The organism is Methanogenium cariaci JCM 10550, assembly GCF_001315945.1.
Classification (GTDB): Archaea; Halobacteriota; Methanomicrobia; order Methanomicrobiales; family Methanomicrobiaceae; genus Methanogenium; species Methanogenium cariaci.
In genome coordinates this window covers 42296-68039 of record NZ_BBBG01000013.1, presented here as the reverse complement: position 1 = coordinate 68039, position 25744 = coordinate 42296, and the positions used below count along the sequence as shown (strand labels likewise).

Annotated in this window: 24 protein-coding genes, 2 tRNA genes and 10 pseudogenes; 9 read left to right on the top strand and 27 right to left on the bottom strand. The window is 53.8% G+C overall.

Annotation, left to right across the window (positions count from 1 at the left end; genetic code table 11):
* Positions 1–162: 162 nt before the first annotated feature.
* Positions 163–363, bottom strand: coding sequence for a hypothetical protein (locus JCM10550_RS19720; RefSeq protein WP_172673864.1), 201 nt, complete (start codon positions 361–363; stop codon positions 163–165).
* Between JCM10550_RS19720 and JCM10550_RS11090 the strand changes: the two genes are divergently transcribed.
* From JCM10550_RS11090 to JCM10550_RS11075, 4 genes are read left to right on the top strand one after another with little or no spacing between them, the layout of a single operon-like run.
* Entirely contained in the window at positions 347–1180 is an 834-nt protein-coding gene (locus tag JCM10550_RS11090; protein WP_062399151.1) for a serine hydrolase, read from the top strand. The two genes, JCM10550_RS19720 and JCM10550_RS11090, sit on opposite strands and share 17 nt — an antisense overlap.
* Entirely contained in the window at positions 1161–1412 is a 252-nt protein-coding gene (locus tag JCM10550_RS11085; RefSeq protein ID WP_062399149.1) for a hypothetical protein, read from the top strand. The genes JCM10550_RS11090 and JCM10550_RS11085 overlap by 20 nt, the downstream gene beginning before the upstream one ends.
* Positions 1390–1944, top strand: coding sequence for a hypothetical protein (locus JCM10550_RS11080; protein WP_062399147.1), 555 nt, complete (start codon positions 1390–1392; stop codon positions 1942–1944). The genes JCM10550_RS11085 and JCM10550_RS11080 overlap by 23 nt, the downstream gene beginning before the upstream one ends.
* Positions 1945–1965: 21 nt before the next feature.
* Entirely contained in the window at positions 1966–2184 is a 219-nt protein-coding gene (locus tag JCM10550_RS11075; RefSeq protein ID WP_062399144.1) for a hypothetical protein, read from the top strand.
* Positions 2185–2320: 136 nt separating this feature from the next.
* Here JCM10550_RS11075 and JCM10550_RS11070 read toward each other — a convergent pair whose 3' ends face one another.
* The 5 genes and pseudogenes from JCM10550_RS11070 to htpX all read right to left on the bottom strand — a co-directional run bounded on the left by JCM10550_RS11070 (position 2321) and on the right by htpX (position 5550).
* On the bottom strand, positions 2321–2677 hold the full coding sequence (locus tag JCM10550_RS11070; protein ID WP_157200188.1) for a cupin domain-containing protein: 357 nt from the start codon (positions 2675–2677) through the stop codon (positions 2321–2323).
* Positions 2678–3194: 517 nt separating this feature from the next.
* Positions 3195–3268: transfer RNA gene (locus tag JCM10550_RS11060), tRNA-Val, on the bottom strand.
* A 118-nt stretch (positions 3269–3386) separates the two neighbouring features.
* The gene (locus JCM10550_RS11055; protein ID WP_062399138.1) at positions 3387–4364 is read right to left on the bottom strand and encodes a cache domain-containing protein; all 978 of its coding nucleotides are present in this window, start codon (positions 4362–4364) and stop codon (positions 3387–3389) included.
* A gap of 153 nt (positions 4365–4517) precedes the next feature.
* Positions 4518–4587, bottom strand: a tRNA-Gly gene (locus tag JCM10550_RS11050).
* A 77-nt stretch (positions 4588–4664) separates the two neighbouring features.
* Positions 4665–5550 (bottom strand): annotated as a pseudogene (gene htpX, locus JCM10550_RS11045) (zinc metalloprotease HtpX).
* Positions 5551–5641: 91 nt separating this feature from the next.
* Between htpX and JCM10550_RS11040 the strand changes: the two are divergent.
* Together JCM10550_RS11040 and JCM10550_RS11035 are read left to right on the top strand one after the other, a co-directional pair.
* The gene (locus JCM10550_RS11040; protein WP_083475457.1) at positions 5642–6433 is read left to right on the top strand and encodes a sulfide-dependent adenosine diphosphate thiazole synthase; all 792 of its coding nucleotides are present in this window, start codon (positions 5642–5644) and stop codon (positions 6431–6433) included.
* A 61-nt stretch (positions 6434–6494) separates the two neighbouring features.
* Positions 6495–7140: pseudogene (locus JCM10550_RS11035) on the top strand (DUF1917 domain-containing protein).
* Positions 7141–7187: 47 nt separating this feature from the next.
* Here the strand turns inward: JCM10550_RS11035 and JCM10550_RS17275 are convergent.
* From JCM10550_RS17275 to JCM10550_RS10990, 10 genes and pseudogenes are all read right to left on the bottom strand, one after another.
* Positions 7188–7334: a 50S ribosomal protein L40e gene (locus JCM10550_RS17275; protein ID WP_083475456.1), complete on the bottom strand. Its 147-nt coding sequence runs from the start codon at positions 7332–7334 to the stop codon at positions 7188–7190.
* 53 nt (positions 7335–7387) lie between these two features.
* Positions 7388–7970, bottom strand: a pseudogene (gene rdgB, locus JCM10550_RS11030) (RdgB/HAM1 family non-canonical purine NTP pyrophosphatase).
* A pseudogene (locus JCM10550_RS17270) lies at positions 7967–9587 on the bottom strand (bifunctional N(6)-L-threonylcarbamoyladenine synthase/serine/threonine protein kinase). Before JCM10550_RS17270 ends, rdgB begins: the two co-directional pseudogenes overlap by 4 nt.
* A 3-nt stretch (positions 9588–9590) precedes the next feature.
* Complete coding sequence (locus JCM10550_RS17265) at positions 9591–9749, bottom strand: 30S ribosomal protein S27ae (protein WP_083475455.1); 159 nt, start codon at positions 9747–9749, stop codon at positions 9591–9593.
* A 1-nt stretch (position 9750) separates the two neighbouring features.
* Positions 9751–10054, bottom strand: a pseudogene (locus JCM10550_RS11015) (30S ribosomal protein S24e).
* Positions 10055–10118: 64 nt separating this feature from the next.
* Complete coding sequence (locus tag JCM10550_RS11010) at positions 10119–10532, bottom strand: GTP-dependent dephospho-CoA kinase family protein (RefSeq protein WP_245619075.1); 414 nt, start codon at positions 10530–10532, stop codon at positions 10119–10121.
* Positions 10533–10611: 79 nt separating this feature from the next.
* Positions 10612–10810 (bottom strand): annotated as a pseudogene (gene spt4, locus JCM10550_RS11005) (transcription elongation factor subunit Spt4).
* The gene (locus JCM10550_RS11000; protein ID WP_245619081.1) at positions 10800–11258 is read right to left on the bottom strand and encodes a DNA-directed RNA polymerase; all 459 of its coding nucleotides are present in this window, start codon (positions 11256–11258) and stop codon (positions 10800–10802) included. Before JCM10550_RS11000 ends, spt4 begins: the two are co-directional and overlap by 11 nt.
* 170 nt (positions 11259–11428) lie before the next feature.
* The gene (locus JCM10550_RS10995) at positions 11429–11812 is read right to left on the bottom strand and encodes a PIN domain-containing protein (RefSeq protein ID WP_157200187.1); all 384 of its coding nucleotides are present in this window, start codon (positions 11810–11812) and stop codon (positions 11429–11431) included.
* Positions 11812–13055, bottom strand: a pseudogene (locus tag JCM10550_RS10990) (translation initiation factor IF-2 subunit gamma). Before JCM10550_RS10990 ends, JCM10550_RS10995 begins: the two are co-directional and overlap by 1 nt.
* 218 nt (positions 13056–13273) lie before the next feature.
* Between JCM10550_RS10990 and nikR the strand changes: the two are divergent.
* On the top strand, positions 13274–13705 hold the full coding sequence (gene nikR / locus JCM10550_RS10985; RefSeq protein WP_062399133.1) for a nickel-responsive transcriptional regulator NikR: 432 nt from the start codon (positions 13274–13276) through the stop codon (positions 13703–13705).
* A gap of 19 nt (positions 13706–13724) precedes the next feature.
* Here the strand turns inward: nikR and JCM10550_RS10980 are convergent, their stop codons facing one another.
* Positions 13725–14015, bottom strand: a complete 291-nt coding sequence (locus JCM10550_RS10980) for a DUF2098 domain-containing protein (protein ID WP_062399131.1) — start codon at positions 14013–14015, stop codon at positions 13725–13727.
* A 58-nt stretch (positions 14016–14073) separates the two neighbouring features.
* Between JCM10550_RS10980 and JCM10550_RS10975 the strand changes: the two genes are divergently transcribed.
* Together JCM10550_RS10975 and JCM10550_RS10970 are read left to right on the top strand one after the other, a co-directional pair.
* Positions 14074–14832 (top strand): YcaO-like family protein, encoded by a 759-nt coding sequence (locus JCM10550_RS10975; protein WP_218185184.1) that lies wholly within the window; start codon positions 14074–14076, stop codon positions 14830–14832.
* Positions 14798–15283: a YcaO-like family protein gene (locus tag JCM10550_RS10970; protein ID WP_062399127.1), complete on the top strand. Its 486-nt coding sequence runs from the start codon at positions 14798–14800 to the stop codon at positions 15281–15283. The genes JCM10550_RS10975 and JCM10550_RS10970 overlap by 35 nt, the downstream gene beginning before the upstream one ends.
* 21 nt (positions 15284–15304) lie before the next feature.
* On the opposite strand, the gene JCM10550_RS18880 is transcribed toward JCM10550_RS10970, so the two are convergent.
* The 10 genes and pseudogenes from JCM10550_RS18880 to JCM10550_RS10925 all read right to left on the bottom strand — a co-directional run bounded on the left by JCM10550_RS18880 (position 15305) and on the right by JCM10550_RS10925 (position 25743).
* On the bottom strand, positions 15305–15820 hold the full coding sequence (locus tag JCM10550_RS18880; RefSeq protein ID WP_062399125.1) for a hypothetical protein: 516 nt from the start codon (positions 15818–15820) through the stop codon (positions 15305–15307).
* On the bottom strand, positions 15817–17682 hold the full coding sequence (locus tag JCM10550_RS10960) for an oligosaccharyl transferase, archaeosortase A system-associated (protein ID WP_172673861.1): 1866 nt from the start codon (positions 17680–17682) through the stop codon (positions 15817–15819). Before JCM10550_RS10960 ends, JCM10550_RS18880 begins: the two co-directional genes overlap by 4 nt.
* Before the next feature lie 143 nt (positions 17683–17825).
* Positions 17826–18980 carry a glycosyltransferase family 4 protein gene (locus tag JCM10550_RS10955; protein WP_062399121.1) on the bottom strand — a complete coding sequence of 385 codons (1155 nt, stop codon included), beginning with the start codon at positions 18978–18980 and terminating at the stop codon, positions 17826–17828.
* A gap of 24 nt (positions 18981–19004) precedes the next feature.
* Positions 19005–20766: pseudogene (gene glmS / locus JCM10550_RS10950) on the bottom strand (glutamine--fructose-6-phosphate transaminase (isomerizing)).
* Positions 20767–20895, bottom strand: a complete 129-nt coding sequence (locus tag JCM10550_RS25080) for a hypothetical protein (protein ID WP_281175372.1) — start codon at positions 20893–20895, stop codon at positions 20767–20769.
* A 148-nt stretch (positions 20896–21043) separates the two neighbouring features.
* Positions 21044–21943 (bottom strand): sugar phosphate nucleotidyltransferase, encoded by a 900-nt coding sequence (locus tag JCM10550_RS10945; protein ID WP_172673860.1) that lies wholly within the window; start codon positions 21941–21943, stop codon positions 21044–21046.
* A gap of 4 nt (positions 21944–21947) precedes the next feature.
* Positions 21948–23173, bottom strand: a pseudogene (locus JCM10550_RS10940) (sugar phosphate nucleotidyltransferase).
* A gap of 39 nt (positions 23174–23212) precedes the next feature.
* Positions 23213–24470, bottom strand: a pseudogene (locus JCM10550_RS10935) (phosphoglucomutase).
* A 26-nt stretch (positions 24471–24496) separates the two neighbouring features.
* Positions 24497–25138 carry a hypothetical protein gene (locus JCM10550_RS10930; RefSeq protein WP_062399117.1) on the bottom strand — a complete coding sequence of 214 codons (642 nt, stop codon included), beginning with the start codon at positions 25136–25138 and terminating at the stop codon, positions 24497–24499.
* Positions 25135–25743 (bottom strand): cyclase family protein, encoded by a 609-nt coding sequence (locus JCM10550_RS10925; RefSeq protein WP_062399115.1) that lies wholly within the window; start codon positions 25741–25743, stop codon positions 25135–25137. Before JCM10550_RS10925 ends, JCM10550_RS10930 begins: the two co-directional genes overlap by 4 nt.
* Position 25744 lies beyond the last annotated feature (1 nt).

The following is a 25744-nucleotide window of genomic DNA, read 5'->3' as shown; positions in this document are numbered from 1 at the left end:
AGTGGTGAAATCTACAAATTTACGCTTACATCCCCCCCTTGGCTAAAGACCAAGGGGTTTTACGCATTCCTTATAAATAGTCACAGGAACATGGATTCATTTAGAGATGAAATCTGCCTGCTCCCCCCCATCCCCCCCTGAACACAGGCAGTGCCACTACCTTTACACCCGCACTGCCACCCATTTTTTGCCCTGTTCGTTTTTTCTGTTTTCATATGTACTACCCCCCCGGCCCTTGCCATTGACGCCGCCATCGGATCTGCTGGCGACGCTTCCGTCCTGCCGCAGGTCCCCCCCGACCCGGCTGACGTGGAGGCGTTTTTTGATACGAATGTCCCTGCGGGGGATGACAAAATACAACATCCCCCCCGGTGCGGTGGTCGCCGTCGTTGCTGATGGTGAACTCGTCTATGCAAAGGGATACGGGTATGCTGATATTGAAACACAGTCACCGGTCAACCCGGAGGAGACACTCTTTCACGTGGGATCCATCACCAAGCTCTTTACATGGACATGCGTGATGCAGCAGGTGGAGGCAGGAACCATCGACCTTGATGCCGACGTCAACACCTACCTGAAGGACTTCTCCATCCCGGAGACATATCCGGGAAAACCGGTAACGATGCGCCACCTGATGACCCATTCGGCCGGGTTCGAGGAGATGGAGGTTCACTTTGCCGTCGCTGAACCGGCAGACCTCTACTCGTACCGGATCTACTGCAGGGAGAACATCCCCCCCGCACTTGTCTATCCGCCGGGGGGGACGGTTTCCTCCTATTCAAATTATGGCACGACACTCGCGGCGGTGATCGTCGAGGATATAACCGGCATCCCCCCCTATGACCACTACGTGCAGGAGAACATCCTCGGACCGCTGGGGGGGATGAAAGACACCATCGTCTCCTATCCCGAGGCACCGGAACAGGATGAGAACACCGCTTCCGGCTACCACTACACCAGCGCGAACATCGCCGTCCCGGATACAGTCTTTGTCATCGGGCCCGCGGGAACGATCAGCTCGACTGCAACAGACATGGCGAAGTTCGTCGGGGGGGTGCACATGGAGAACGGCACGTTGAACGGCGTTCAGATCCTTGCACCGGAGACTGCCCGCCTGATGCATGCCCCGGCGTTGCAACGACCCCCCCCGGGTAAGCAGCATGTGCCTTGGGTTTTATGAAAACCATATCAATGACGAGCGCATCATCACCCACGGCGGTGACACCGATACCTTCCATTCCCTCCTCGTGATCCTCCCGGAGCGACAGGCGGGGTACTTCGTCTCCTACAACAGCCCCCCCGGCGGAAACAGTGCGAGAAACGATCTCCTGATGGCGTTTGTTGATCACTTTTATCCCGCACCAAAGGCAGCAACACCAGAAATTGGAGGTGCCCCCCCCATCATCTGTTGAGAACTTCGCCGGTACCTACCAGTCAACCCGGCACAACTACCGGACGTTCGAGTTCTGGCTGACACCCCCTCAGCAGATGCTGGTCAAAACAGGCGGGGGGGACGACGGAACAATCCTGATGAGCCGTGGCGGAAGGCCCCCCGTAGCATACACCGAGATTGAACCGGGTGTCTTTGTACCGGCGGACGGGACGGAGACCTTTGCCGGGAACGTGGTATTCCGGAAAGACACAGACGGGGGGGAGGTGACGTTCCTCTGTCTTGAAAACGTCCCGATCATGGCCTTCGAGCGGGTGCCGTGGTATGCGGCGGACGCGTGCACGACCGGTGTGAAAAATGCAGGCATCCTGATTCTTTTGACGGTGCTTCTCTGGCCGGTGATGGCCGTATGCAGGCAGATCTATGACAGAGAGGGGGGGAACGAGAGAATACAGATTCATCCAGCTGCCATTCTGTGCAAGACTGATCACAGGTGCCACGGCCCTCCTATTCCTTGCCTTCGTCCTCATCCTCCTCCCGGCAGTCACGGGTGACGCGGCCTGATCCAGTCCTATATGTTTGACCGGACAACACCGCCCGCGCTCGGGGCGGTGCTTGCCGTCCCGGTCATCGCTGCCATTCTCTCAGTGGTGAGTGCACTCTTTCTGGTGCCGGTCTGGAGACATTCCTGGTGGACGCTACGGCACCGGGCGCACTATACCCTCGTCATCATCGGGCTCTTCCTGATGACATGGTGGGTCAATTACTGGAATCTGTTCTTCTTCAGGGTGTAGAGAAAACAACTTCCTTTTTACGGTGAATTCCGGGCCCTTAGCCGGATGAAAGATGGATGAACCCGGTGTGATCCAAAACCAATGGTAAATCCCCCCCGGAACATGCATGTAAAGTACGGGCAGGTTTCTACAAAGCTCATGGTTCACTTATTTCATCCGGCAGCTGCACAAACGCCGCACAAACATCCTCGGTGCCGATTACCCGTGTGATATGGCCCTTCCCGCCGGTATCCTCAAGGAGGATGATGTTTCCGGGATGAAATCGACGCACCTCCCCCCCGTCGCTTACCTTGACCTCGACTTCTCCGGCAGACTGGAAGAAGAATTGTCTCCGGGGAGTTGGATGCCAGGTGCCGAACCAGCCGGGAGGGATCCTTCCAAAGGCATACTGATCGGCCGAATGAAACACCGAGAGAAAGAGGGGGCGGGGCCGGAGGAGCAAACTCAGTGGGCGTGAGATCAAACGAGCGGTCCTCAAAATGGGATTCGCCATATTCGTCCGCATAGATACGGACATACTTCATCGCAACCATACGCTACCCTCAGGTGGTTGAGGTGGTTATACTTTTCTCAGATGCGTACCTCGTTTGATACAGATCACTGCCCGCATTCCCCATCCCGCAAAGGCGCAGGACAGCTCACTCACATTTGCAAAAAGGGTATTGGGAAACTATTGAGATCTAATGAAACAACTGCGACAACTGAATGAAATCATCCTGATGATCCTTACAGAACTTCCTGAAACGATCCCATGCACTCGCCGATGAATCCATTTGCGTACCGGGTTTCCGGAGGTATCTCACACCCCCCCAGTATATCAAAACCAGCAGGACAATCAGTATAGGGACAATTTCCCAGAATATCGGATCGATCATATTTCCGGTTATTTTGATATATTACAAAATAAGTGTGATTTTCATGACAGACAGACAGCTATCCACTCATAATAATGACACAGACGTCACACTATGCGATGTTACACAAATCCAGAATCACAACAAAAAAATACATGGGCCCGCGGAGATTCGAACTCCGGACCTCCGCCGTGTGAAGGCGACGTCATAACCAACTAGACCACGAGCCCTTTAACCTGCATAGTTAGGGTGTCCAAATGGATAAGGCTTTTGAAAAGAGAACCGATCCGGCGGAATCCAACGGTGAAATGTGCCGAAAAAATAGTCAATAATACGGTGGCCGGTGCATCACCGGACAAACAGGGCGGAGTCAACCCCGGTGATCTCACTCAGGTAGACACCCGACCCCAGCCACCATTCATCATTCACCGGCAGCACATATCCAATCTTGAGTTCCTCCCGGTTACCATTGTCGGGGGGGTTCGGCCAGACAAAGACGACAAATCCGCCGCCATCTGCTGCCGTCTCAGAGAGCGTGCGGATGATATCCATCCCGAAAGGCCCTTTCTTATCCATGAGGTTATCACCCACCCTCTCCCCCCCCAGATACGGATGGACCAGCAGCGTGCCGTTATAATCATAGGCATACAGATAGTGGCCGTTTTCGTCCACAAATTGCCCGGATCTATTTCCAATTTCAGCAAGCGCGGTATCCGTAGCGTTTGCTTCTGCATACGCGGCCCCCCCTGCCTCAACAAGGGAAATCATATCAGTGAAGGCAGCCGGATAGGCACCTTCACCCTCAGCTGTCAGATCACCAAAATATACTCCCGAACCCAGCCACAGATCATCGCCTGCCGGGTATGCATATCCGATCTTCGGTTCATAGGTCTCCCCCCCCGCGGATTCGTTGATGACCCCTGCTGCGGGTGCCGGGTAGAGATAGGCAATATATCCGCCGCCGTTTGCTGCGGTCTCCTGCGCGATACGGATCACCGAAAGACCGCGGACATCCGTCCAGTTCCCGCGGTAGGTGCCGACCGCATCCTGTGCATACGGATGGGCACGCAGGATGCCCTCGTAATCGTAGGCATACACATACCAGTCACCCTGCGTGAACCGCCCGTCTTTGGCATTAAACTCCTTTAGCGCTGCCGCAGCACCAACCGTCTGCACATACCCCGCCGCATCCTGCACATACATCTCAAGATCAGCCATCGATGACGGGTTATAGACGTTCCTCTCCTGCTGCGATGTACACCCGGCAGACGTGACTGCCAGAATCACACACAGGCAGACAACAAAGACAGAGATCCACTTCTGCATAGTTTGGGAATTACACCTGATATCAGAAAAAGACACCGGGATCTGCTGAACGATAGTACATGAGAATCAAACAGAACATGAGCGGCACCCAGACGTCAGATACCAAAAAACAAACAAGAGAAAAGACCGTAAAAACATGTTCCAAAATTCAGATGCACCGACGGGAATTGAACCCGGGCTATTGGCTTGGAAGGCCAAAGTCATACCACTAGACCATCGGTGCGCACATCATATCCCTGTGCCTGATAACATTGTCTCTGATTCGTAATAAATACCTATTATCTGAAAAGGGGGGGGAGATCAGGAAAAACCCTTCATCTCCTGCTCAATCTTCTCAAGTGCCGCGAGGCGTTTTTCAAATGGGGGGGGTGGGTGGAAAAGAGTTCCATGAAACTCTTCCCGGAGAGTGCCGGAAGGATATAGAACATATTTGCACCGGCCATCTCCTCCTTCTTCTTCGCAGGCACCTGATCCATTCTGCCACTTATTTTGGTAAGAGCAGACCGGAGTGCTGCCGGGTTTCCGGTGATATAGGCACTGCCACGATCTGCTGCGTACTCACGGTAGCGCGAAAGACTCATCATGAGAATGGTCGCAACCAGCCAGACGGCAATGGAGACAATCCATGCAATGATCCATGCACCTCCACTCTCCCGGTTGTCAAATATTGAGTAGATTATCGCATTCTGCATGATCATGGATGCAAGCATCGCAACAAAGGACGCCACCGTCATCGTGAGAATGTCACGGTTTTTCACGTGCGAGAGTTCGTGAGCAAGCACTGCCTCAAGTTCTTCCCGGTTCAGTCCGCATAATGGAGTCTGTCACCGCCACCACAGCATTTTTTGGATTTCTCCCGGTTGCAAAGGCATTTGGTACGGGCGATGGCATCACCGCAATCTTTGGCATCGGAAGGTCTGCTTCCTGGCAGAGTTTCCCTATCATCCGATGAAGATCAGGATATTCGTCCTCCTCAACCACCCGCGCATGAGTGGTCATCAGCACCAGTTTTGCAGAGAAGAAGTACTGAATTAATCCAAATACGACGACAAATGCAAACAGCATCCCAAACGAATTGGGAAGAACCATGTTGAGGAACCCAAGGAAGAACAGGTACACTAAAAGGAGCAATGCCCATGTCATAAAGACGCGACGGGTCAGTCCCCCAGTCTCTCTTCCATTTCATAACCTTTAATGTTTCATCGCCGATCAGATATAGCTATTCAGTGTGACAATATCTCCCCTATCACCCTCTTCATATATCCCCGGATCAAATAATGAACCTGCATATGAGACAAAAGGAACTCGATGAAGTGGTAATCAGCCGGGCGATTCTCGCAGAGCAGAACGCTGTCATGATGGATTACCTTGATCTGGAGTGTGCAGTTGTCGGGGGGGCAGGCCCTGCAGGACTCACCACCGCAGCATATCTCGCAGAGGCAGGGATAAAGACCGGAGTTATTGAAAAGAAACTCTCCGTCGGTGGCGGCATGTGGGGCGGCGGCATGATGTTCCCCCGGATTGTGGTTCAGGACGAGGCCCGCCCGATACTCGATAAGTTCGGGATCACCTACAAAGAGTACCAGGAAAACTACTACGTCGCATCATCTGTCGAAGCGGTCTCCCACCTGACAGCAGCTGCCTGTGACGCAGGAGCAGAATTTTTCAATGTCACCATGGTGGAAGACGTCGTCGTCAAGGGTGACGGACGGGTCTCCGGTCTTGTCATCAACTGGACCGCAGTCGAGATGGCCCGCCTGCATATTGACCCCCTGACCCTCAGGACAAAATACACCATCGACGCCACCGGCCACGATGCAACCATCGCCCACCAGGTAAAGAACAAGGGAGGAGACCTCCCCCCCATCGCAGGGGAAGGATTCATGTGGGCCGACCGTGCCGAGGCAAACATCATCGAACACACAAAGGAAGTATTTCCGGGACTCATCGTCGCCGGTATGGCGGCGAATGCTGTTGCCGGAGAGAACCGCATGGGCCCCCCCATCTTCGGAGGCATGCTTCTTTCGGGAAGACGTGCGGCAGAGCTTGTCATTGAAAAGCTCCTCTAATCTTTTTTCCACCACAATAAAATCGAGTGGTATAAATATACTGGCTCAAAACCCAGATAGCATGGATACCGAAGAGGAGGCACTTGCAGACGTTGCTACGGGCTCTTTGAGGTTTTCCTGAACAAAGAGCTACACAAACAGGGACACCAGTTATTTGAACTGGTTGAAAACAGAACTGAATTTTCTGAAGAGTTCACCGGGATCTTCGCATCCTTTTCCACTGAGTATCCCCTCCTGGCCGATGCACTGAAGGACGAATACGGATCGGCCGATGCCATCTACAGTCTCTTCACCGGAGGAGAGGGAGTCATTCCCACAAAGACGACAAAGATATTCTGGATTTTTCATGATGCACCGGAGTGCGAACCAGGATGTGTCAATGCAGAGAACGCAGGCAAATGGCTTATATTTCTGGAACCCGGCCATGCCGATGCCATCTGGAAAAAAATTCGCGATGCAACCGCAGCGGGAGAACTCGGCATATCGACCAAGGTATCAACGGCAAAACAGAGTCAGGAGTCGCGGGACGATCGGATGGTCATCTATGTCTATACCGGGACTGGGAAGACGAAGAGGATGTCATGCGTATCCGTGAAGTGCTCAGGAGTCTTGGTGTCACCGACAGAATCGGCTACAAGCGTAACATCGAGACATTTCAGGGAGAATACAGCGAAAAAGGAAAAAAGGTCACATATTATACGGCGTGACCATGCCATAAACGGGGGGGTTTTGTAGGCAAAATACCCCAAAAAGACTATCCTTTACGTTCCTTGTTTTTCGGACGGAGATTCTGGTATCCACACTTGCGGCACACTGTTGCCCGCGGTGCATTGCGTGCATTGCAGCGCATGCAAATTTTTTTATCAAGGAGGCGTGCCTCTGCTTCTGGAAAACGTGCCATATTTGCTCTAACCCTCGTAATGTTCAGTTCTTTATACGTTGCATTTTGGAGTATTAAGAGTTTGGTTCTGATGGTTCCCCGGAGGGCCCACCCGAAACCAAAAATCTGCGCAACTCTGCAAGGGCACGCCCACGGTGGGACATCGGTGCCTTCTCCGCAAGGGTCCGTTCGGCAAATGTCCTGCCATCCACGGAAAAGATCGGATCATACCCAAACCCTGCCTCCCGCGGGGGGGAGAGACAATTGTGCCATCCACCACTCCCCCCCGGAAGACCCGGATCACACCCTCACGGTCTGCATAGGCAATCGCTGTCTCAAAGTAGGCGGACCGGTCCTCAACCCCTTCAAGAAGACGAAGAATGCCCTCCATGCCGATGGTATCCAGCACATATGCAGCATACGGGCCGGGGAACCCGTTCAGTGCAGAGACAAAGAACCCGGTATCATCGACAATAAGCGGACATTGAAGAACATTCCAGGCATACCGTGCCTTCTCCTCTGCAATGACCCCCCCACATCATTATCCCGGAACTCAGGGATCTCAAGAAAGGTATGTGCGACCTCAGCCACACCCGCAAAGAAGGCTGCCACTTCCTTTGCTTTGTTTTCATTGCTGGTAACGACAGTGATTGTCATAAATATCTCCCACGCTGGCGAATTTCATCCACTCGTTTGATTACGTCCGCTGCCCCGGAGAAGGTCATCCGGTAGCCCCGCAGAAATTCTTCTTTCAGACGCTCTGCATTGCATGACGTGCTCTCAAGCGTCTGGAAGAGCACATGGATATCCACACCCTGCGGTTCGGTCTCATCGGACCTGAAGGAAAGCCCGAAGTCGATGAAGACCGGCACCCCCCCGTCTGAGATGATGATGTTGCTGGTGGTCAGATCCCCCCCGTGGATGATCCCTGCCCCCCCGTGCAGGCGCCCCCCCACACAGCACCCGCATCATAGATTCGCTCCGGCGTGAGCAGATGTTTCAGAAGCGTCCCTTCGATGCGTTCCATCCGGATGGTGTCAGCCGTCACATCACGAATTACCGGCGTCCGTACACCTGCCCCCCCACGGGCGGCAGAGATCATCCGTGCCTCAGCACGGGTTCGTTCTGAGATCAGTCGATGATCAAGGGAGGGAGTCCGGTAGCCCTTCGGAAGGCGCCGTTTCAGGACATCACTTCCCACCGGTGTGACAACGGCCTCGGCACCGCGTGCACCTCCGCCGCCCATCACATCAGCCAGGGCATAGGCCGCATCGGCACTGCTATCCCGCCAGCCACCATCACTTCGTCAGACCGGTATCCCGGGTTGACCGCCGATTCTGCGAGGGGGGGGAGGGTCTGACCTGCCGCAAGCATCAGTGCCCCGGTGTAGGCGATCATCGCGCCATTGTCACCGATAAACCGCCGCTCAGGCACATAAAACGTCGCGCCGCGCTCTGCACACATTGTCCTGAGCATCTCCTGCAGACGACCGTTTGCACCGACACCGCCCACGAGCAGCACCTCATCCTTGCCCGAGTGGGCAAGAGCACGCTCAGTCACCTCCACGCACATGGAGAAGGCGGTCTCCTGCAGACCTGCACATACATCTTCCAGTGACGCCTGAGCCTCCTGAGCGGCACTCACAACCCCCCCGGAGAAGGCAAGATCCATCCCCCCCTTGACCGTATAGGGCAGAGATATGGGTGTCCCCCCCTCACGGGCAAGCGCCTCTATCTGTGGCCCGCCGGGATGGGTCATCCCCCCCTTTGAACGGGCAAACTTGTCAAGACCATTGCCCATGCCGATATCCAGTGTCTCGCCAAAGATCCGGTAGCGGCTGCCCAGATACCCGAGCACCTGCGTGTTGGCACCGCTTGCATAGAGGACGATCGGGTCATCACACCCGCAGGCCCAGCGGCCAATCTCCACATGCGCCACGCAGTGATTCACCCCCCCGATCAGGGGGGGCACCCCCCCCAGAGAGACCGCAATCGCACGCGCCGCGGTTGCCACCGTACGGAGACAGGGGGGGCCCAGACCCGGTCCCTGTGAAAATGCAACGGCCTTAATCGCCGACGGGTCGGTGAGCACCTCTGAAATGACTGCCTTCATCTCACCGGCATGATGTTGTGCCGCCTCACGCGGGTGAATCCCGCCGGAGGGTGGCCTGTAGGGAGATGAGTGAAGCGCGATGACCTGGTCATCGCCAAAAACAGCGGCACTGAGGTTCCATGCAGTCCCCTCAATCCCAAGAATATGCCTAGAGTCAGGCATCGTCTATTGCTTAAATTCTGTATATCCGCACTTGCCGCACGAAACACGGTCCTTGTGCTCTGCCATAAAGACACCCTTCCCACAGCGCGGGCAAACCTTACGCTGGGGGGGGACTGCAGTGTTTCCTTCCATGGTATAGTATTCAGAGCGTTTTACAGCCATTTTATGCCTCCTCTGATCCTTCACTCTCTGGAGCACCGCTGCGCTCAACAAGATAGTTTGGTTCGGTTGCCTTCAGAGTTTCCGCATCTTCGTAAATACGTGCGTATCCGTTCAGATCCTGCTTTCCAAAGCTTGTCTTGAGTGAATCAAGCACCACGCGGTCCTCAGGCACGTTCTGCAGAGCGCAGAGTTTCCCGAGAATCTGGCGGCGTGAGGGGGTTGCCCCCCCTCAAATGCGAGGAGGAATTCAAGTTCTCTCCTCTTTAACAGCCATTATATTCATCACGTGCAAATTCAAAATCCATCGATATCCCTACAATATTGTCAACTAATTTACTTAATAGTCGTGATCAAAAATTCTGCATTCATTCATTCTGCTGCAAAGAGACCAAAGAGCCAGTCAGCCTTATCCCGGGCATTCTTGTCCACGGTTATCACAACCACTCCTTCCCCTGGCTGACCGTAGAGCACACAGGCACCATCCGGTGCCGCACGCACGGCCGGAACCACTGCGAGATCTTCTTCGCCATCCACGCGGATCAGACAGGGCCCTGCATCTATTGCATCCTCTACTGCCCGAATAAGCGCGCCGGTTAACATTCCTGCAGGGTTTGACACCCCCCCTATCTCCGGCACGGGCAAATCCACGACACGTTCGCAGGGTTCACGCATCGTACTGCCGTCAATCACTGCAACGTCCGGCAGAATACCTGCACTCACAAGGTTATGGGTGACAACATCCCCCCCGACTGCAATGATCATACGGCCTGCAAACACATTCATCGCAGCGGCAATATCAGGAAAAAGAGGACCAAATGGATCCCGGAAATATTTCGGCATTCATCGGGGAGAGCATAATCCATTACCGGACCTTCAGTGCCACTCGCCCGGGGGGTATCCACAGCCATCTTTTTTGCAATATCAGAGTGCTTTGGATCAATTATGACCAGATATCCTGCCCAGTCCTGCGTGAGATTGGAAGATCCACACATCACACAGGACTCGCCGTCCACCACACGGTGACAGCCGCGACAGACGTATGGTTGTTTTTTAGGCGCCATTTTCTGCCTGCTCTGCTTCAAATTCTTCATCAAGCCAGGTTGTTGTTCCCAGACCCGACTGGCGCATGGTAAGGCCAATCTTTGATTCACGTGGTTCGCGCTCAGAGAGGGACAGTGCTACAACCCGTCCGCGCAACCCGTCACCGGCTTTAATCTGGCGTTTCGTATCCTGACAGATCAGCATACCATTCTTCTCATCATAATTGATGTAATCATCAGAGATCTGACTCACATGCAACATCGCATCGATCGGACCCAGGGAGACAAACGCACCGAAACTGGTGGTCTCCACTACAACACCCTCGATAACCTCCTGATGTGCCAGACGCAGGACAATTGACTCGAAGGTAACGGAGTAATATACGCCACCATCACCAGGGATGATGTCTCCTTCACCAATCTCACAGATCTTTGTCACGGCAATAAAGATACCAATCGCCTTGTCGATGCTCCCCCCCTCAAGCTGTTCCTGCAGTACATCCAGAACAACGACTTTGATATGATCAAGATAATCCTCATTATCCTGTTCAGTTTTTATCTCTTTATCCCAAAGACGGCTCGGGGGGGTACCCGCACCTTGTCTTCAAGTGTCATTTTATAATACATGTAATCACCCGTCTATCCCCCCCGAATTATTTCGAGCCTCTTTTTCTCACGCAGATATATCACATCAATATGCCGGCTGAGCAGTTCTTTCCGGAGATGCCTGTCGTTCGTCACCACGACACAACGATGCTCTTCGGCATACCGGACAATCCGGTCATCCACCGCCAGATCCTGATGTGGGCTTCTCTCCACACAGCACCGCGCAGCGAGCGTGACACCCACCCGTGCCGCAGCCGCATCACGGCCACGACCACGGGAGAGTCCGGTAAGCTCATCTTTCACATCCTCCAGCGTCACCGGTTCAAAGGCACCGACGAGTTCCTCCACTCCGGTGAAGATATCCACACCGAACTGAACCGGGATCATCAGTGCATTTGCATCGAAGAGGACGAGCACTAAACCAGTGTCCCCCCCATCCCAATCAGCCGCCAGCGGCCGCCAACCTGACGTGATATTGCAATCTGTGATCCGACAGCTGCGCATACCTGACGTTTCAGGACGACTTCCACCACGTCTTTCTTTGTATTTACGACCACACCCACCGTCACTGCAGTACCAACCGAAAGCATCAGCGGTTCCTTATGGCGGAGTGGGTCAATGGTGAATTCATCATCCGAACCGACAACCCGCTCCATCAGCTTTACGGTAAATGCCAGTCTGTCCCACACCGGAGGAAGATGACCGATATGGCCTACCACCTGTCCGGAAAGGCGTCACTCTTCGTCAGCGCCGGATCCAGTTTCGTACCCACCCCCCCAAGCAGACCGCCGGGAGTTGCCTCCTGCACGCGTTTGGAACCGGCATTGATTGTGGTCACCTTTGTCTGAATGGGCTCCCATACTGTCTGGTTTTCTACCTGCAACTTCAGCCCGGGACGAATCTCAATTTCATCGCCGTCGTGAAAGAGCCCCCCCTGCGTCAGGGATCCTCCGATCACGCCACCCTTTACATCACGCCAGCTGCATCCTGGTTTATTGATATCAAAGGAACGGGCAACCAGAAGAAGAGGGTCATCATCAGGGTTACGGTTCGGTTCAGGTATATACTCATTGAGTGCCTGGACAAGTGCCCCCCCGAAATTTATTTTTTTCTGTGCCGAAACCGGGATAACCGGTGCGTTTTCAGCAATGGTTCCCTTTACAAACTCGCGAATCTGCCGATAATTCTTCATTGCATCGGCCTGCGAGACGACATCGATCTTATTCTGGACAATCACGATGTTTTTGATACCCACAAGCTCCAGCGCCATCAGGTGCTCTTTTGTTTGTGGCTGCGGGCACCGTTCATTTGCTGCAATAACAAGCATTGCACCATCCATCAGGGCAGACCCTGAGAGCATGGTTGCCATCAGTGTCTCATGTCCTGGTGCATCCACAAACGATATGGTACGGACAGGCTCGCCCTTTGCCCCCCCACATTCACATTTCTGTGACGTGGAATATGCCTCCGGGCCTTCACATGACGAACACCGGTAAAAAGTGGCATCCGCATATCCAAGCCTGATGGAGATCCCACGTTTGATCTCCTCACTGTGCCGGTCCGTCCACAGACCGGTAAGTGCTGAGACAAGCGTGGTCTTGCCATGGTCAACATGTCCGACTACACCGATGTTGACACTGGGAATCAATGGATCACTCAATGAACTTCAAACCTCACTATTAGTATACAACCGCCCTACTTATACCTACTCGGTGTGCAGTTCCCGTATCATCGGGATATTTAAACAGAACCGGTCACGGACCGGATCACTGCATTGCCTGACACCAGCAGGGACGAATAACACAGAGTAAGAGGAATATTAACCTTTGTAGTTAATAAGTACAACAGAGAATAACAACTTGTTTTTGAGGAACATACATGTCAAACGAATCAGACCTTTCACGAATCGGAATTTCCCTGCCAAAAAATCTTCTTGACAGATTTGATGAAATACTGGAATGTCGCGGGTATTCATCCCGTTCAGAGGGGGGGATACGCGACGCTATACGGAATTATATCACATATTATAAATGGATGTCAGATGTAACCGGTGAACGACAGGGAGTAATAACAATGGTCTATGATCATGAGCATCGTGGCCTGCTGCAGGTACTCACCGAAATACAGCATGACTATCTCAACGTGATCCAGTCATCCCTTCATTCCCACGTCAGCCATGACCGATGTGTTGAGATCATTCTCCTTCGCGGGGGGGATGGTAAGATAATCAAGGATATCGCCGAACGTCTGATGTCACAGAAAGGGGGGGTGGAATCAGTGAAACTTACCACCATCCCGATTGAAGAGTGACACCACTCTTCCGTCCCGGTTACCCGGCACCAACGCCGGTAACCTGATCATATTTTTCCTGCATGTCGTCTGATGATTCCGTCTCCCTGAGACGCTCATAATCGGTAATATCAGATGATTCATGCACTTTTTTCGGTTCTTCAACCTCTCCTTCAATGGGCACCAGCTGATCGGTCCTGTAGAGAAGCCCTGTTGTATCCATCTCAGCAAACATGTTGCCGCGTATCTCCTCAATTCGTACAACAGTGCCCGCCGTGCCGGTGCGCGGATAGCGTACCCGCATCCCCGGACGTATGGCCACGTCATCCATATACAAAAGAAAGGACGGGCCAAGATATAAAAAAACTGGATCGCAAATGGTAGAGATAATGAACCGGTTCGAAGTCAGCCGCCATGAATACGTCTCCACATCCGGGGGGGTCCCGCGCACCCGTACAGCCGAAAAAACATATGAGACAGCAGTTTCACTCACCGAAGAGACAGGAATTGGAGACTTCCTGGAAATTACCCAAAAAGACCACCTTGGGATTCCGGTCTGGTGTAGCGTCCGTCCGAGAGAACGACTGGGAAAAGTGACGGCAGGTGCAGGGATCACCGCAGCAGAAGCCAGATGCGCTGCGATGATGGGAACAATAGAACGTTGCAGTTCAACCTATTCCGGGGGGGGTTCCATGGATATCGCATCGTACGAAGAAGTGGGACTGACGCGTGCTGTTGATCCGGAAGAACTGATACTCCCGCGAAAACCTGAGATTGGAGAAAAATTCCACTGGGTGCCGGGACAGGACATTCTCTACGACGAACGGGTATACATCCCGGCAAATGCCGTGTATCATCCCTACGACCCTGTTGGTATGGCAAATCAGCTCTTCCGCAGTGATCCAAATGGTCTGGGAACAGGGAATGTCCCGGAAGAGGCAGTCATCCATGGCATCTACGAAATCATCGAACGGGACGCACTGAGCCGTGCAGAAAAGAACAAATCTCTGGGAATACGCCTTCTCCCGGAACCGGGAACGCCGGCGGCAACACTCATGGAGACATTTGCTGCTGAAGGCATTGAAGTCACCATGTGGCACTTAAATAACGCATATGGCATCCCCCACCGTTGCAGCGGTTGCCGATGACACGGTTACACAAGATCCCTTCATGATCATGATGGCCGCGTCCACGCATCCGGATCCCGGTGTGGCAGCTGCATGCACGCTGCTGAAACTGGCACGAAACCGCGCGTCACAGATCTTCACCGAAGAAATCGGCATCCATTCCGGACGTTCCGCAATGGTGGAAAAGGCCGGGTATGAACGCTACAAACGTATCAACCACATCTGGTTTGCTGATGCCCCCCCCGTAGTATCCGCAGCAGATATCCCGGCGACGCGCTACTCTGCAACGGATGAAGAACTCCATGCAGCAGTTGCGGCGGTCACCCCCCCCTATACGGACCGCATCTGTGTGGTCGATCTTACCCGAACTCCCCCCCTGCCGGTCTGGCGGGTTGTCATCCCCCCCGGGTTTGAGGTCTCATATATGGATCCGTCACGAACAAAAAAGAGAAGAAATTCTTTCCTGTCCTAAAAGGACAGAATGATATTATTTTTAGATCTGTTTTCCTGACTGAATGTCAGACTCGGTGACCATGAATGTCTGATCGGTTCCGGTAATGGTATACGGCCCGAGGGTGGTGATGCCAGACACCGAACCGTCTGTGGGATAGGGCACGACAAAGGAACCGTTTACACTCTCCTGACGGTAGGTGAACTCACGACCGGTATTGGTCTTCAGCGGAATTTCAATGATGCCGTCTCCTTTGATTACCGCCCCCCCAGGGACATACTCAAAGATCTTGACATACTTCAGGTCGCCAACCGCCTTATTTGCAAAGACATTGGTATCAGACTCATGAACCAGCCGGTAATGCTGCAGCGCGGCCACCGGTTTGAGCGGAGAGAGAGTCATATAGCTGTAGGTCTTTCCATTATTCTCAAAGTGATATGTCTCATCCGGTTCTGCCATTGAGCCGTCAAAATTATGCAGACGCGAGACCATGGTGTTGAAGTATTCCTCTGCGTATATGTAGCCCTCGTTTCCGCTCTGGTCACGGATTTTGTTCATATATGGGGCACCCCCCCCACATCAGGGTCATACCAGGTGGCCATCGCCCAGAATTTGCCGGTGTCCATCTCAATGTCGGTGATGATGTAGCGGGTGCCGACATTGTCCATTATGGTGTCTGCGTCTGCTTCATTTTCCTGCAAAAAGAATGCAGCAGCACCGTTCGGCCCGGCTACCCCATGCTGGAACGGATTGGCATTGGGAATCCGCTTTGATACAAAGGTGATGTAATGCCCGTAATCCCACCACGACATCACGCCATACGATTCAGGAGGATAGGTGAAGGTCTCTTTGTCATATATCCCATAGTAGTCAACTCCGGTGTCAGGAGAGTTTTCCCCGAACCATTCGAGGGATGAGTGCCAGTCCGGCTGCATGCCACCGTATGCCATGCTACGTCCGATATCAAAGTCAGTTGCAACCGAGGATGAGATAAAGAGCAGGGAAAAGATTACCCCGACAGCAAACGGGATGATGACCACAGATGACAGTGCCCCCTGTTTTGTCTCCTTCACATCTTTCTTTGGAGGCTGACGTTTTCCTTTCTTCACCTTTTCCGCAGGCAACGGAGCATCCTCCGTTGCTTTGTCCCCCTCAATACCTGTCATCTCCAGAAGCCGGCCCTGTGCTGCCGAAAGAGTCCGGTACATGAAGTAGGCAGCGAGGAGCACAATATTTACTGCAACATAGTATTCATACCGCACGTGCTGCATGGTTGAGAAGAGAATGATGACAGACCAGACCAGCACAAAGAGGTGTTCTGCACGCTCTTTCCGGATAAAATCCCAGATCAGTGCGGCAAACCCGCCGAACATCAGGATAAGACCAAAGCCGTATGAACTCCACGCATTTGCCGCTTCCCACGGGCGGGCTTCCTGAATGGTCATTACTGTTGCGGACTGACCGAAGAATGCAAAGAGGTTTCCAAGAAGCATCCGGGAAAACTCAGGTGCGACAACAGAGAGCACGATGTAGGCGGCTGCAATGGCACCGACAATGACGGCAGGGTAATACTGCCAGGGTCTATCCCTGAGAACGCGCTGGAGAGACCACAGGATAGCAGTGCCAATGATCAGCAGCAGGTAGGCAATCGCCTGTCCCGGAGAATACCGTGCCATGGAAAAACCTTCACTGTTAAACCCGATAACAAAAAGACCAGCAATCGCACAGAGAAATACCCCCGTGTTTACCAGAAATAGTCCATCACTATTCTGTTTTTTCCAGGAATCCCGTACAAACTGAAAGACCGTGAAGATTGCCACAATCATCGCAAAGAGGATCATGGTCGGCATGACAGCAAGACCAAGATAAAAGGCAACACCTGCCGCAAGAGCAAAGAGAGCCGGACGTTTTAGTGAATCCAGATCAGAGAATGATACCGGGTTCTTCCGGATCTCCATCAGGGCAAGAATATAACAGAGACAAAAGAGTGTCCCGAAAAGGGTCTCTGCAATATGGTGGTCCACAAATCCAAACAGAGAACGGTAGAAGTATTGTCCTGAAACAACCGCCCCGAATAAGGCAGCAAACAGACCGCACTTCCAGTCAGCAATCCGCTCACCTACGGCATAAAGCAGGGGGGGAACCATCGCCATACCCATGAGAGGAGGCACCCAGGCCGCCACATACATGATCTCAGGCCGGGTGGCAGCACCCGTAACTATTGCAAGGAGGGAGATGATCTGCACGAAAATCGGCCCCCAGTGAATAACATTCCCGGTAGGGAATTCTGTCATTGGATCAAACCAGAGATAATCAGGGAAATGGGCGACCGTCACCTCTACCTGGCGGAGATTATACCAGGGATCGTTTCCCAGCAGGTTTACCCCCAGTTCGGTGACCAGACCCTGCTCAGGGAGCATTCTGAGCCAGAGAGATAAAATAGAGAGTAAGGCAATGCCTGCCAGTATTCCATATATCCGATATTTTCGAAATGCCTCATATTTCATGTACTTCAGATAAGCATCATAACCTGAGAGTATTAATACCTTTTAATTTGCCTGATCTATAAATTTTCTTTGATTACCCTTCGAAATATCGATTCAAACTCTTCTGCCTTCTTCTTCCAGCTATATGCCCGCACATCAAGGTTGAATTCAGGAACTCCCGTGGAAAATCCCAGACAGAGATCAACAAACTCTTCATAGGTGGTGTACGGGAAGACATTTCCCTGTTGTATTCTCATCACATCGGGCACAGGGGGGGTGGAAAGAATCGGTTTTCCGCATGCAGAATATTCAAAAAACTTGTTGGGAAGAGAGTGGGAGACCCAGTCTTCATCCACATACGGGATACAGCAGACGTCCATTGCTGATATATAATGAGGCAGATGCGAATAGGGCACGGTTCCGGTAAACTTCACGACATCCTCCAGTCCCAGATCAATGACAAGCTGTTTAAGCTCAGCTTCATAATCAGTGAAGAGCCCGCCGCCGACGATCAGAAGGGTGGTATTCTCCTTCTGCACGACAATCTCTTTCATTGCAGAGATCACCTTGTCAAGAGCAAAAAACCGTTCAATGCTTCCCTCAAATCCTATCACGAACTGATCCTTCGGGATGCCCAGACGTTCGCGGCATTTCGCTCCGTCCATCGGCACAAAAATATCAGTATTTACCCCCCCATTGGTAATGAGGCGGGATTCAAATCCCCCCCGTTCTCTGAGGAGATCCACAAGCGAGGGGGAGACGGTGACAATCTCTGAAGAATGTTTCAGATTATATTTTGTAATCTCCCAGACACCTTTTCGGAGTACATCTTTCACCAGACCCGATTTGTAATATGCAGCAGCAGATTCAGGAAGCCAGTCCTTCAGGTCAAACACTACCGGCACATTATGCTTTTTTCCGCTCCGTATTGCTGCAGTACCTGCAAGGATATGCCCGGTGACGATGACGTCAATGTCATTATCCCGGACAATCTCTTCAATCACCTTAAAATGGGTAGGGCTGTTGAAGAGATAATGTTTCAGCGGAGATTTCGTGTAATATTTCGTCGCTTCGTGAACATGCAGACGGGTATCGCGTTCTTTTCCCTCACTCACATGAAAGTGAGGCACGTGAACCTCATGCGTCTTTGCAAGTTCTTCGAAGATATAGTGGTGCCGTGAAGGCACCGGATGGTGGATATAATCCTGTGTTGAAATAAGAAGAATATTCATATCATCAATTGTTCCGTTGTATCATCATTCAACCGTCACACTCTTTGCAAGGTTCCGGGGGGGTTTGTCAATATCCCGCCCAAGGGCAAGCGCCGTATAATATGCAATCCGCTGCATAATAACCGTCACCGCAGCCACCTGCGCATATGCGTCCCTTTGGGGGGGACCGGAATGCAGACATCGGCCACATCCTGCAGGTCAATGTCATCTCCATAGCCGATGCCGATGAGAGGAGTCCCCCGTGCCTTCATCTCCCGGAGGTTGCCGAGCATCGACTGATACCCGTCTCCGGGCAGGCAGACAGCGACAGCGGGCGTATCTTTTGAAAGAAGGGCAAAGGGGGGGCCGTGTTTTATCTCACCCGCCGCATACCCCTCGGCATGGATGTAGGAAATCTCCTTCATCTTGAGGGCTCCTTCCAGGGCAACCGGATAAAAGATACCCCTGCCGACATAGAAGAGGGTTGATGCCCCAACACAGAGACTGACCGCCTCATTCACATCCGTGAGAAGGGACTCCTCAATGGCCTGCCGGACGGAACGTTCCACAGCAGACATGTCAGAACAGCTCATCCCGGCAAGCAGGCCGACAAATGCTGCATACTGGCCCATATACGATTTTGTGGCAGCCACGCTGATCTCAGGCCCGGCCCCCCCGGTATAGATGGTATCATCTGCTGCACGAGTAATGGAACTCCCCCCCTGCACATTGGTAATTGCAATGGTTGCACAGTTTGAAGACGCCGCTTTTTTCAGGGCCGACAGGGTGTCGGCAGTCTCTCCCGACTGGGAGACCGCAATCACGATCTCATCACCCGGTGTGGAGAGATACCGGTACTCTGAGGCCAGATCCACCCGGACAGGCACACCACATTCTTTCTCGACAAAATACCGAAAGAGCAGAGCAGCATTATACGAGGTCCCACAGGCGATCACCGAGATTCCACGTGCACGGCTGAGGAGCATGCTGATGCCATGATGTTTACATGCCAGGCGGAATGACTGCTGGAAGACATCGGGCTGCTCAAAGATCTCCTTGAGCATGAAGTGTTCAAACCCGCCTTTCCGGGACGCTTCAACGTCATAGTCAATATACGTCGTTTCACGAACGACGGTCTCCCCCCCATTCTCCACCGCAACTGAACCACGCCGTATCACTGCCAGATCCCCCGTCTTCCATGACCAGAATATTCCGGGTATATGCGACAATGGGGGGGTTGCGTCAGAGCAGGCAAAGAATTCGTCGTCACCAAGACCTAACACCAGCGGACTGCGTTCCCGTGCGGCAACGACCTCATCAGTATCTGCACAGAGCGCAAGAATCGCATATGATCCTTCCAGAAGCGGAAGGACACCACGGACTGCAGCGGCAAAATCTCCCTCCCATGCCTCCTCAATGAGATGGGCAATCACCTCGCTGTCCGTATCAGAAGTAAACCGATGGCCACGCTCCTCCAGCCCCCGCCTGAGTTCAGCGTAGTTTTCAATAATACCATTGTGGACAATGGCAAACCGTCCGCTACAGTCGGTGTGTGGATGGGCGTTGCGGTCATCGGGCAGACCGTGGGTCGCCCACCGGGTATGACCAATCCCACGGGTGCATGGCAGCCCGATACGCAGTCCGCCTGTTCAGAGATACGTCCTTTCCGTTTGGCCACCATAAGACGGTCTGTTCCGGTGGCAACCCCCCCAAACGAGTCATACCCTCGGTACTCGAGACTTTTCAGCCCTTCGACAAGCATGGGTGCAGCGTCACGCCAGCCGATGTATCCGACAATCCCGCACATCTACATCACCACTCTCTGATCCGGAACATACCCGGTAATCGTCCGGCCAGCCGTCTCAACAACCACATTATTGCCGACAACAGCATTCTTCAGCACCGTAAAGGGTGCGGTCTGTACCCGGTCTCCCATAATCGTACCAAGCACACCGGAGACACATCGACCCGGACATCTGTGGCAAACTCTCCACAGACGGATACGGTATGGTCTGCAAGACTGCAACCTTCTCCAACCACACTCTCTCTGAGACTGGAATGCGACCCGACCGTCACATCATCCATCAGAATACTGCGAGAGATATGTGAAAAGGGGGGGCCACCGTCACGCCCGACCCGATTGCAGTCCCGGCTGATATACAGGCATTCGGGCCAATGATACAGTTCGAACCGATGACCGCAGGTCCGGTGATCACAGTGCCCGGGAGAATCTGTGTCCCGCGACCGATTGAGACCCGGCCTTCCACTGTGGCATGCCGTGAGATCGTTCCGGCTGAGAGGGAGACCGTCTTCTTCAGCAATAACCGGTTCAGGGTGAGCAAATCCCATGCAAAGACCGCATCAGACCAGCCCTCCGTGATACGGTGCGACCGGACACCAATGCCGTCGGCGATCATCCGGTTGATCATACCGGGGGGGAGTTCCAGCCCGGGTTCATGATAGCTGAATACCGAAGGGTCCAGTGAGAAGACACCGGTTGAAACCAGAAATGATTCGGCCACATCCGGCTTTTCGGTTATCTCCTCTACAAATCCCTCATGAGTCTGTACCACTCCAAAATCCGTCGGTTGGGAATGGGTGGTGGTGAGGAGAGCAGGACCACCGTCTCCACAGAGAGGGCGGAGGGCCGCCGCCCTGATGACATTGTCACCGGGAAGCAGAAGGAACCTGCCGGAGACATGATCCTTTGCTGCCATAAGGGCATCCGCCACCCCCCCCAGTTGTTTCTCCTGTACGATGACATTCACCGGCACCGGAAGGTTTGCAAGGCAGTGAATAACCTGCTCTTTGCGGTAGCCGACGACGACGGTAATATCCCGCACCCCCCCTACCTCCGTCAGCGCTTCGATGACATACTCGATAATGGGCCGGTTTGCCACCGGAATCAGTGCCTTCGGGCGGTTGCGGGTCAGCGGGCGCAGCCGTGACCCTTCCCCCCCTCCTGCAAGAACAACTGCCTGCATGGTATCAGTTCCTCCCAAGAACGGACTCATCGGCAATCGTACCGCTGACCACCGTGTGCGGGCCGACCCGGACATCCCTTCCGACAGAGGCTCCCACATTGATCGAACAGTTGATGCCAAAGAGGACGTTGTCACCAACAACGGCCCCCCCGAACTTCTTACGTCCGGTGGAGACACCCCCCCTACCTTCACCGGTTCCTTGTCATGACGAAGGTTGGCCACCTTTGTCCCGGCACCGAAATTACACCCGGAACCAATGACACTGTCACCGATATAACTGAAGTGCGGTATCTTTGTCCGGGGGGGAAAGATCACCGAATTTTTTAGTTCACTGGCATGGCCAACGTGGCAGTCGTCTCCGATGACCGTACTGCCCCGGATATAGACATGCGGGCCAATGGTGCACCCGGTCCCGATCATACAGGGCCCTTCAATATAGGTTCCGGAGCGGATGACGCTGCCCTCTGCAAGCACCACCGCACCTTTCAGGGTGACACCTCCTCCACTTCACCCCCCCGGATACCGGGAGCCATGCCGGAGAGTGCATCCTCATTTGCCTCTAAAAGATTCCACGGGGCACCGATATCACACCACGACACCAGCGGCACCGCATACAGTTCACTGCGGGATATGCAGGTAAGAGGGCATCGGTCAGTTCATATTCCCCCCCGCGGGGCGAAGGCACAAGGCGGTCCGCCTCTGCAAAGATATCATCATCAAAAAGATAGATTCCCGCATTGATCAGGTTGCCCGGCGGGTTCGACGATTTTTCATAGATGCCGGTGACCTTCCCTCCGGTCTCCGTGATCACCCCCCCGTACTGTTCCGGGTGCTCGCTCTCAACGACACCAACCGCCGGTGCAGAAGAAGCACAGATACGCCTGACATCGTCGGCAGTTACGATCATATCAGCGTTCATGAGCAGGAACCGTCCCTTCACCAGTCCCTTTGCTGCCCGGAGGGCGTCACCGGTGCCGCTCTGGGCTCTCTGGACCGTATAGCGAATTGAGACCCCCCCCACTTCTCACCATCACCAAAATAGTCACGGATCTCCTTCTCACGGAATCCGACAACGATAATAAACGTGTCGATGCCCGCATCACGCACTGCACAGATCAGGTGTTCAATCATCGGCCGGTTCGCGACAGGAAGCATCACTTTCGGGCGGGTTGCGGTGAGAGGAGCCATCCGTTTCCCCCCCTCGCCCGCTGCAAGCAGGACACACAGCATAGTCAATCAAATGATATTTGCCCTGTATTAATGTATAAGTTATCCCACACAGATGAGAGCTTCCCCCCCTTTCTGTGCCATTTTTTCCGCAGACACTGTATCGCGCCCTTCGGCGGTGACACGAACCTTTGGTTCCGTGCCGCTTGCCCGGATCAGACACCAGCCGTCCTCCTCTTCGATGCGGATGCCATCCGTCGGATTATCTGCACCCAGCGCGAGAAGCAGGGCACGTCCGTCTTCGCGACGGAATGAACGGCGTATGATGGGATAGTGGGGGGGATATTCTGCTATCTTCTCGGCGACGTCCCACTCTGCTGCCATCGCACAGTAGAGGGCCGCGGCATACGGCCCGTCCGGACAGAGAGAATGGGCAGGGAAGATCCAGCTTCCGGATGGTTCACCGCCAAAGTCCCCCCCCTGCCACCAGTGCTTCTGAGACAAACGAATCGCCGACCGGTGTTCTTCTGACGGTCGCCACCTCTTCTATGGCCATAGATGCATCAACAGTGGTCACCACCGTCTTTGCACCGGTCCATTCGGCAAAGAGCATGAGGAGATGGTCACCGCTGATATAATTTCCCTGATTGTCAAATGCCATGAACCGGTCAGCATCGCCATCGTGAATAAGGGCACCTGCGGCACCAGACTGTTTCACCATGGCGGGGATGTAGGGCAGATTTTCTTTCAGGGGGGGTTCGGACGGCCGGGCAAAAAAGCCCTGCACCGTGCAGTTAATGCCGGTATATTGTATGCCCGCACGCCGGAGAAGGGCCGGTGTGACACGGGACGCCGCACCGTTTCCACAGTCAAGCACGACATGCAGACCTTCCGGGAGAGAGATGGCATCCTGTATCACATCCAGATAGGGCCGGATAATATCTGTTTCAGCTGTCTCACCCTGTTTGTTCCAGTCGGTAATATGTGGCAGGGCATGGGTCTCCTCAATCTCCTGCTGGCGTGCCAGAGAGAAGGCGGAACCATCCGGGTTCACCAGTTTGAGCCCGTTGTATTCCTCAGGATTGTGGGAAGCAGTGATCATACAGCCGGCATCATGGTGCCGTGCGGCATATGCAACGGTGGGAGTAGGGGCAACACCCCCCCCGGAAATCACCCGGCATCCGGCCGCAGCGGCGCCAGCGGTAAACGCTGCTTCCAGCAGGGGGGGACCGGTCGTGCGTGCGTCACGACCAATGACAATGGAAGAACAGGAGGCGCCGACACAACCGCCGACCTCCCGTGCAGTTTTTATCAGTTCAGATCCGAACGGACGGCGTATGCCTGAAGAGCCAAAGAGCATACAGGTACCATGAAAAAGAGGAGTATTCAATCTATCTGTTTGCTGCCGCTCACCGGGCAAAGGGGGGGCACCAGTGTTCTTCGTTCAGGAATGTGGCAACACCTGCGGTAGCAGGACCGACAAAGATCATTTCTTTTTTCCCCCCGGTAGTGGTCTGTCAGTGCAAGACCTTCCTCTGAGAAGAGACCATCGCCGCCCACCGCGATCACGTCCGCGTCTTCCGGTGAGGAGACAGAACTCTTCCCCAGAAGACGGACAAGGTCGGGGGGGAGATTTCCGTTTACATAGATCTTTTTACCATCATAGACTGAACGGAAATTCGTGAAGCACGCATCATGATCTTCGGGGCCGCATGCCTGCGCCCTCCTGCAGAGACAGAGGAACCGTGCCACCACACTCAGTATCCCACAGGCAGCGGTCCGCTGTTCCGGTGATTCGAGTGGCGCACCGAACATAAACGGGATCCGGGTGACCGTCTCTAACGGATACTGCGTGACCACATCTGCCGCCGCACCGCCAAACCCGACCTTCAGGTTGACACCCCCCCGCACATATTGGCACATCGGTGCATCCGGCTGGCGTTCAATCTTTACATTACAGTCGTGGCACCCGGTGCCCCCCCGGGTTACCTTTTCCATCTCTTCTACGGCGTCAGTGATACAACTCATACATCCTCCTTTTGCACAATGACCCGGGCCGGTGCCCCGTCGCCATCAGTAATCTTCAGTGGCAGGGCGATCATATAATAGTCTCCCTCGCCGACCTCGCTGAGATCGAGGTATTCAATAACCGGGATGCCCGCCCCCAGAATCCGGCGGTGCACATCACCAGTCCCATCATAGGCCTCAATGGACGGGGGGGTATCAATGCCGATAACCCGGATACCTGATGCGGCGACAAGGTCTGCGGCATCCTGATCAAGATATGCATATGCAGGATCAAATGACGTTTTTTCTGAATACCCCGTCTTGATGATGATCCGCTCTGCATCCATCCCGGTACGAATATCCTCAGGATGGATGGCTGACCGCCGGTGGCCGAGATCAACGATCGTCACCGGGCCGATAAACGTCTCGGACGGGATTTGGTCAATGGTCAGCCCGTCTTCGATGTAATGGGCGGGCGCGTCGATGTGAGTCCCGCTGTGGCTGCCTGCCACCACTACTGAGACACGATAGCCGTCCCTCTGCACTCTGCGGCACTCCGGGACACAATCGCCGGGATACGTGCAGGCGGGTTCGGGAAAGGAACGGGTGAGGTCGATAAAGACCATA

Coding starts and splice junctions, on each gene's coding strand:
- JCM10550_RS11085 (WP_062399149.1), top strand. CDS start 1,161: ATGTGCCTTGGGTTTTATGAAAACCATATCAATGACGAGCGCATCATC.
- JCM10550_RS10930 (WP_062399117.1), bottom strand. CDS start 25,138: ATGAGTTGTATCACTGACGCCGTAGAAGAGATGGAAAAGGTAACCCGG.
- JCM10550_RS25080 (WP_281175372.1), bottom strand. CDS start 20,895: ATGGGAGACCGGGTACAGACCGCACCCTTTACGGTGCTGAAGAATGCT.
- JCM10550_RS10975 (WP_218185184.1), top strand. CDS start 14,074: ATGAACCGGTTCGAAGTCAGCCGCCATGAATACGTCTCCACATCCGGG.
- JCM10550_RS10980 (WP_062399131.1), bottom strand. CDS start 14,015: ATGGATGACGTGGCCATACGTCCGGGGATGCGGGTACGCTATCCGCGC.
- JCM10550_RS11090 (WP_062399151.1), top strand. CDS start 347: ATGACAAAATACAACATCCCCCCCGGTGCGGTGGTCGCCGTCGTTGCT.
- JCM10550_RS10960 (WP_172673861.1), bottom strand. CDS start 17,682: ATGCTCCCTGAGCAGGGTCTGGTCACCGAACTGGGGGTAAACCTGCTG.
- JCM10550_RS10970 (WP_062399127.1), top strand. CDS start 14,798: ATGGCATCCCCCACCGTTGCAGCGGTTGCCGATGACACGGTTACACAA.
- JCM10550_RS11055 (WP_062399138.1), bottom strand. CDS start 4,364: ATGCAGAAGTGGATCTCTGTCTTTGTTGTCTGCCTGTGTGTGATTCTG.
- JCM10550_RS11070 (WP_157200188.1), bottom strand. CDS start 2,677: ATGGCGAATCCCATTTTGAGGACCGCTCGTTTGATCTCACGCCCACTG.
- JCM10550_RS19720 (WP_172673864.1), bottom strand. CDS start 363: ATGTTGTATTTTGTCATCCCCCGCAGGGACATTCGTATCAAAAAACGC.
- JCM10550_RS10925 (WP_062399115.1), bottom strand. CDS start 25,743: ATGGTCTTTATCGACCTCACCCGTTCCTTTCCCGAACCCGCCTGCACG.
- JCM10550_RS11010 (WP_245619075.1), bottom strand. CDS start 10,532: ATGAATGTGTTTGCAGGCCGTATGATCATTGCAGTCGGGGGGGATGTT.
- nikR (WP_062399133.1), top strand. CDS start 13,274: ATGTCAAACGAATCAGACCTTTCACGAATCGGAATTTCCCTGCCAAAA.
- JCM10550_RS10955 (WP_062399121.1), bottom strand. CDS start 18,980: ATGAATATTCTTCTTATTTCAACACAGGATTATATCCACCATCCGGTG.
- JCM10550_RS17265 (WP_083475455.1), bottom strand. CDS start 9,749: ATGGCTGTAAAACGCTCTGAATACTATACCATGGAAGGAAACACTGCA.
- JCM10550_RS18880 (WP_062399125.1), bottom strand. CDS start 15,820: ATGAACAAAATCCGTGACCAGAGCGGAAACGAGGGCTACATATACGCA.
- JCM10550_RS10945 (WP_172673860.1), bottom strand. CDS start 21,943: ATGCAGGCAGTTGTTCTTGCAGGAGGGGGGGAAGGGTCACGGCTGCGC.
- JCM10550_RS11075 (WP_062399144.1), top strand. CDS start 1,966: ATGTTTGACCGGACAACACCGCCCGCGCTCGGGGCGGTGCTTGCCGTC.
- JCM10550_RS17275 (WP_083475456.1), bottom strand. CDS start 7,334: ATGGCACGTTTTCCAGAAGCAGAGGCACGCCTCCTTGATAAAAAAATT.
- JCM10550_RS11040 (WP_083475457.1), top strand. CDS start 5,642: ATGAACCTGCATATGAGACAAAAGGAACTCGATGAAGTGGTAATCAGC.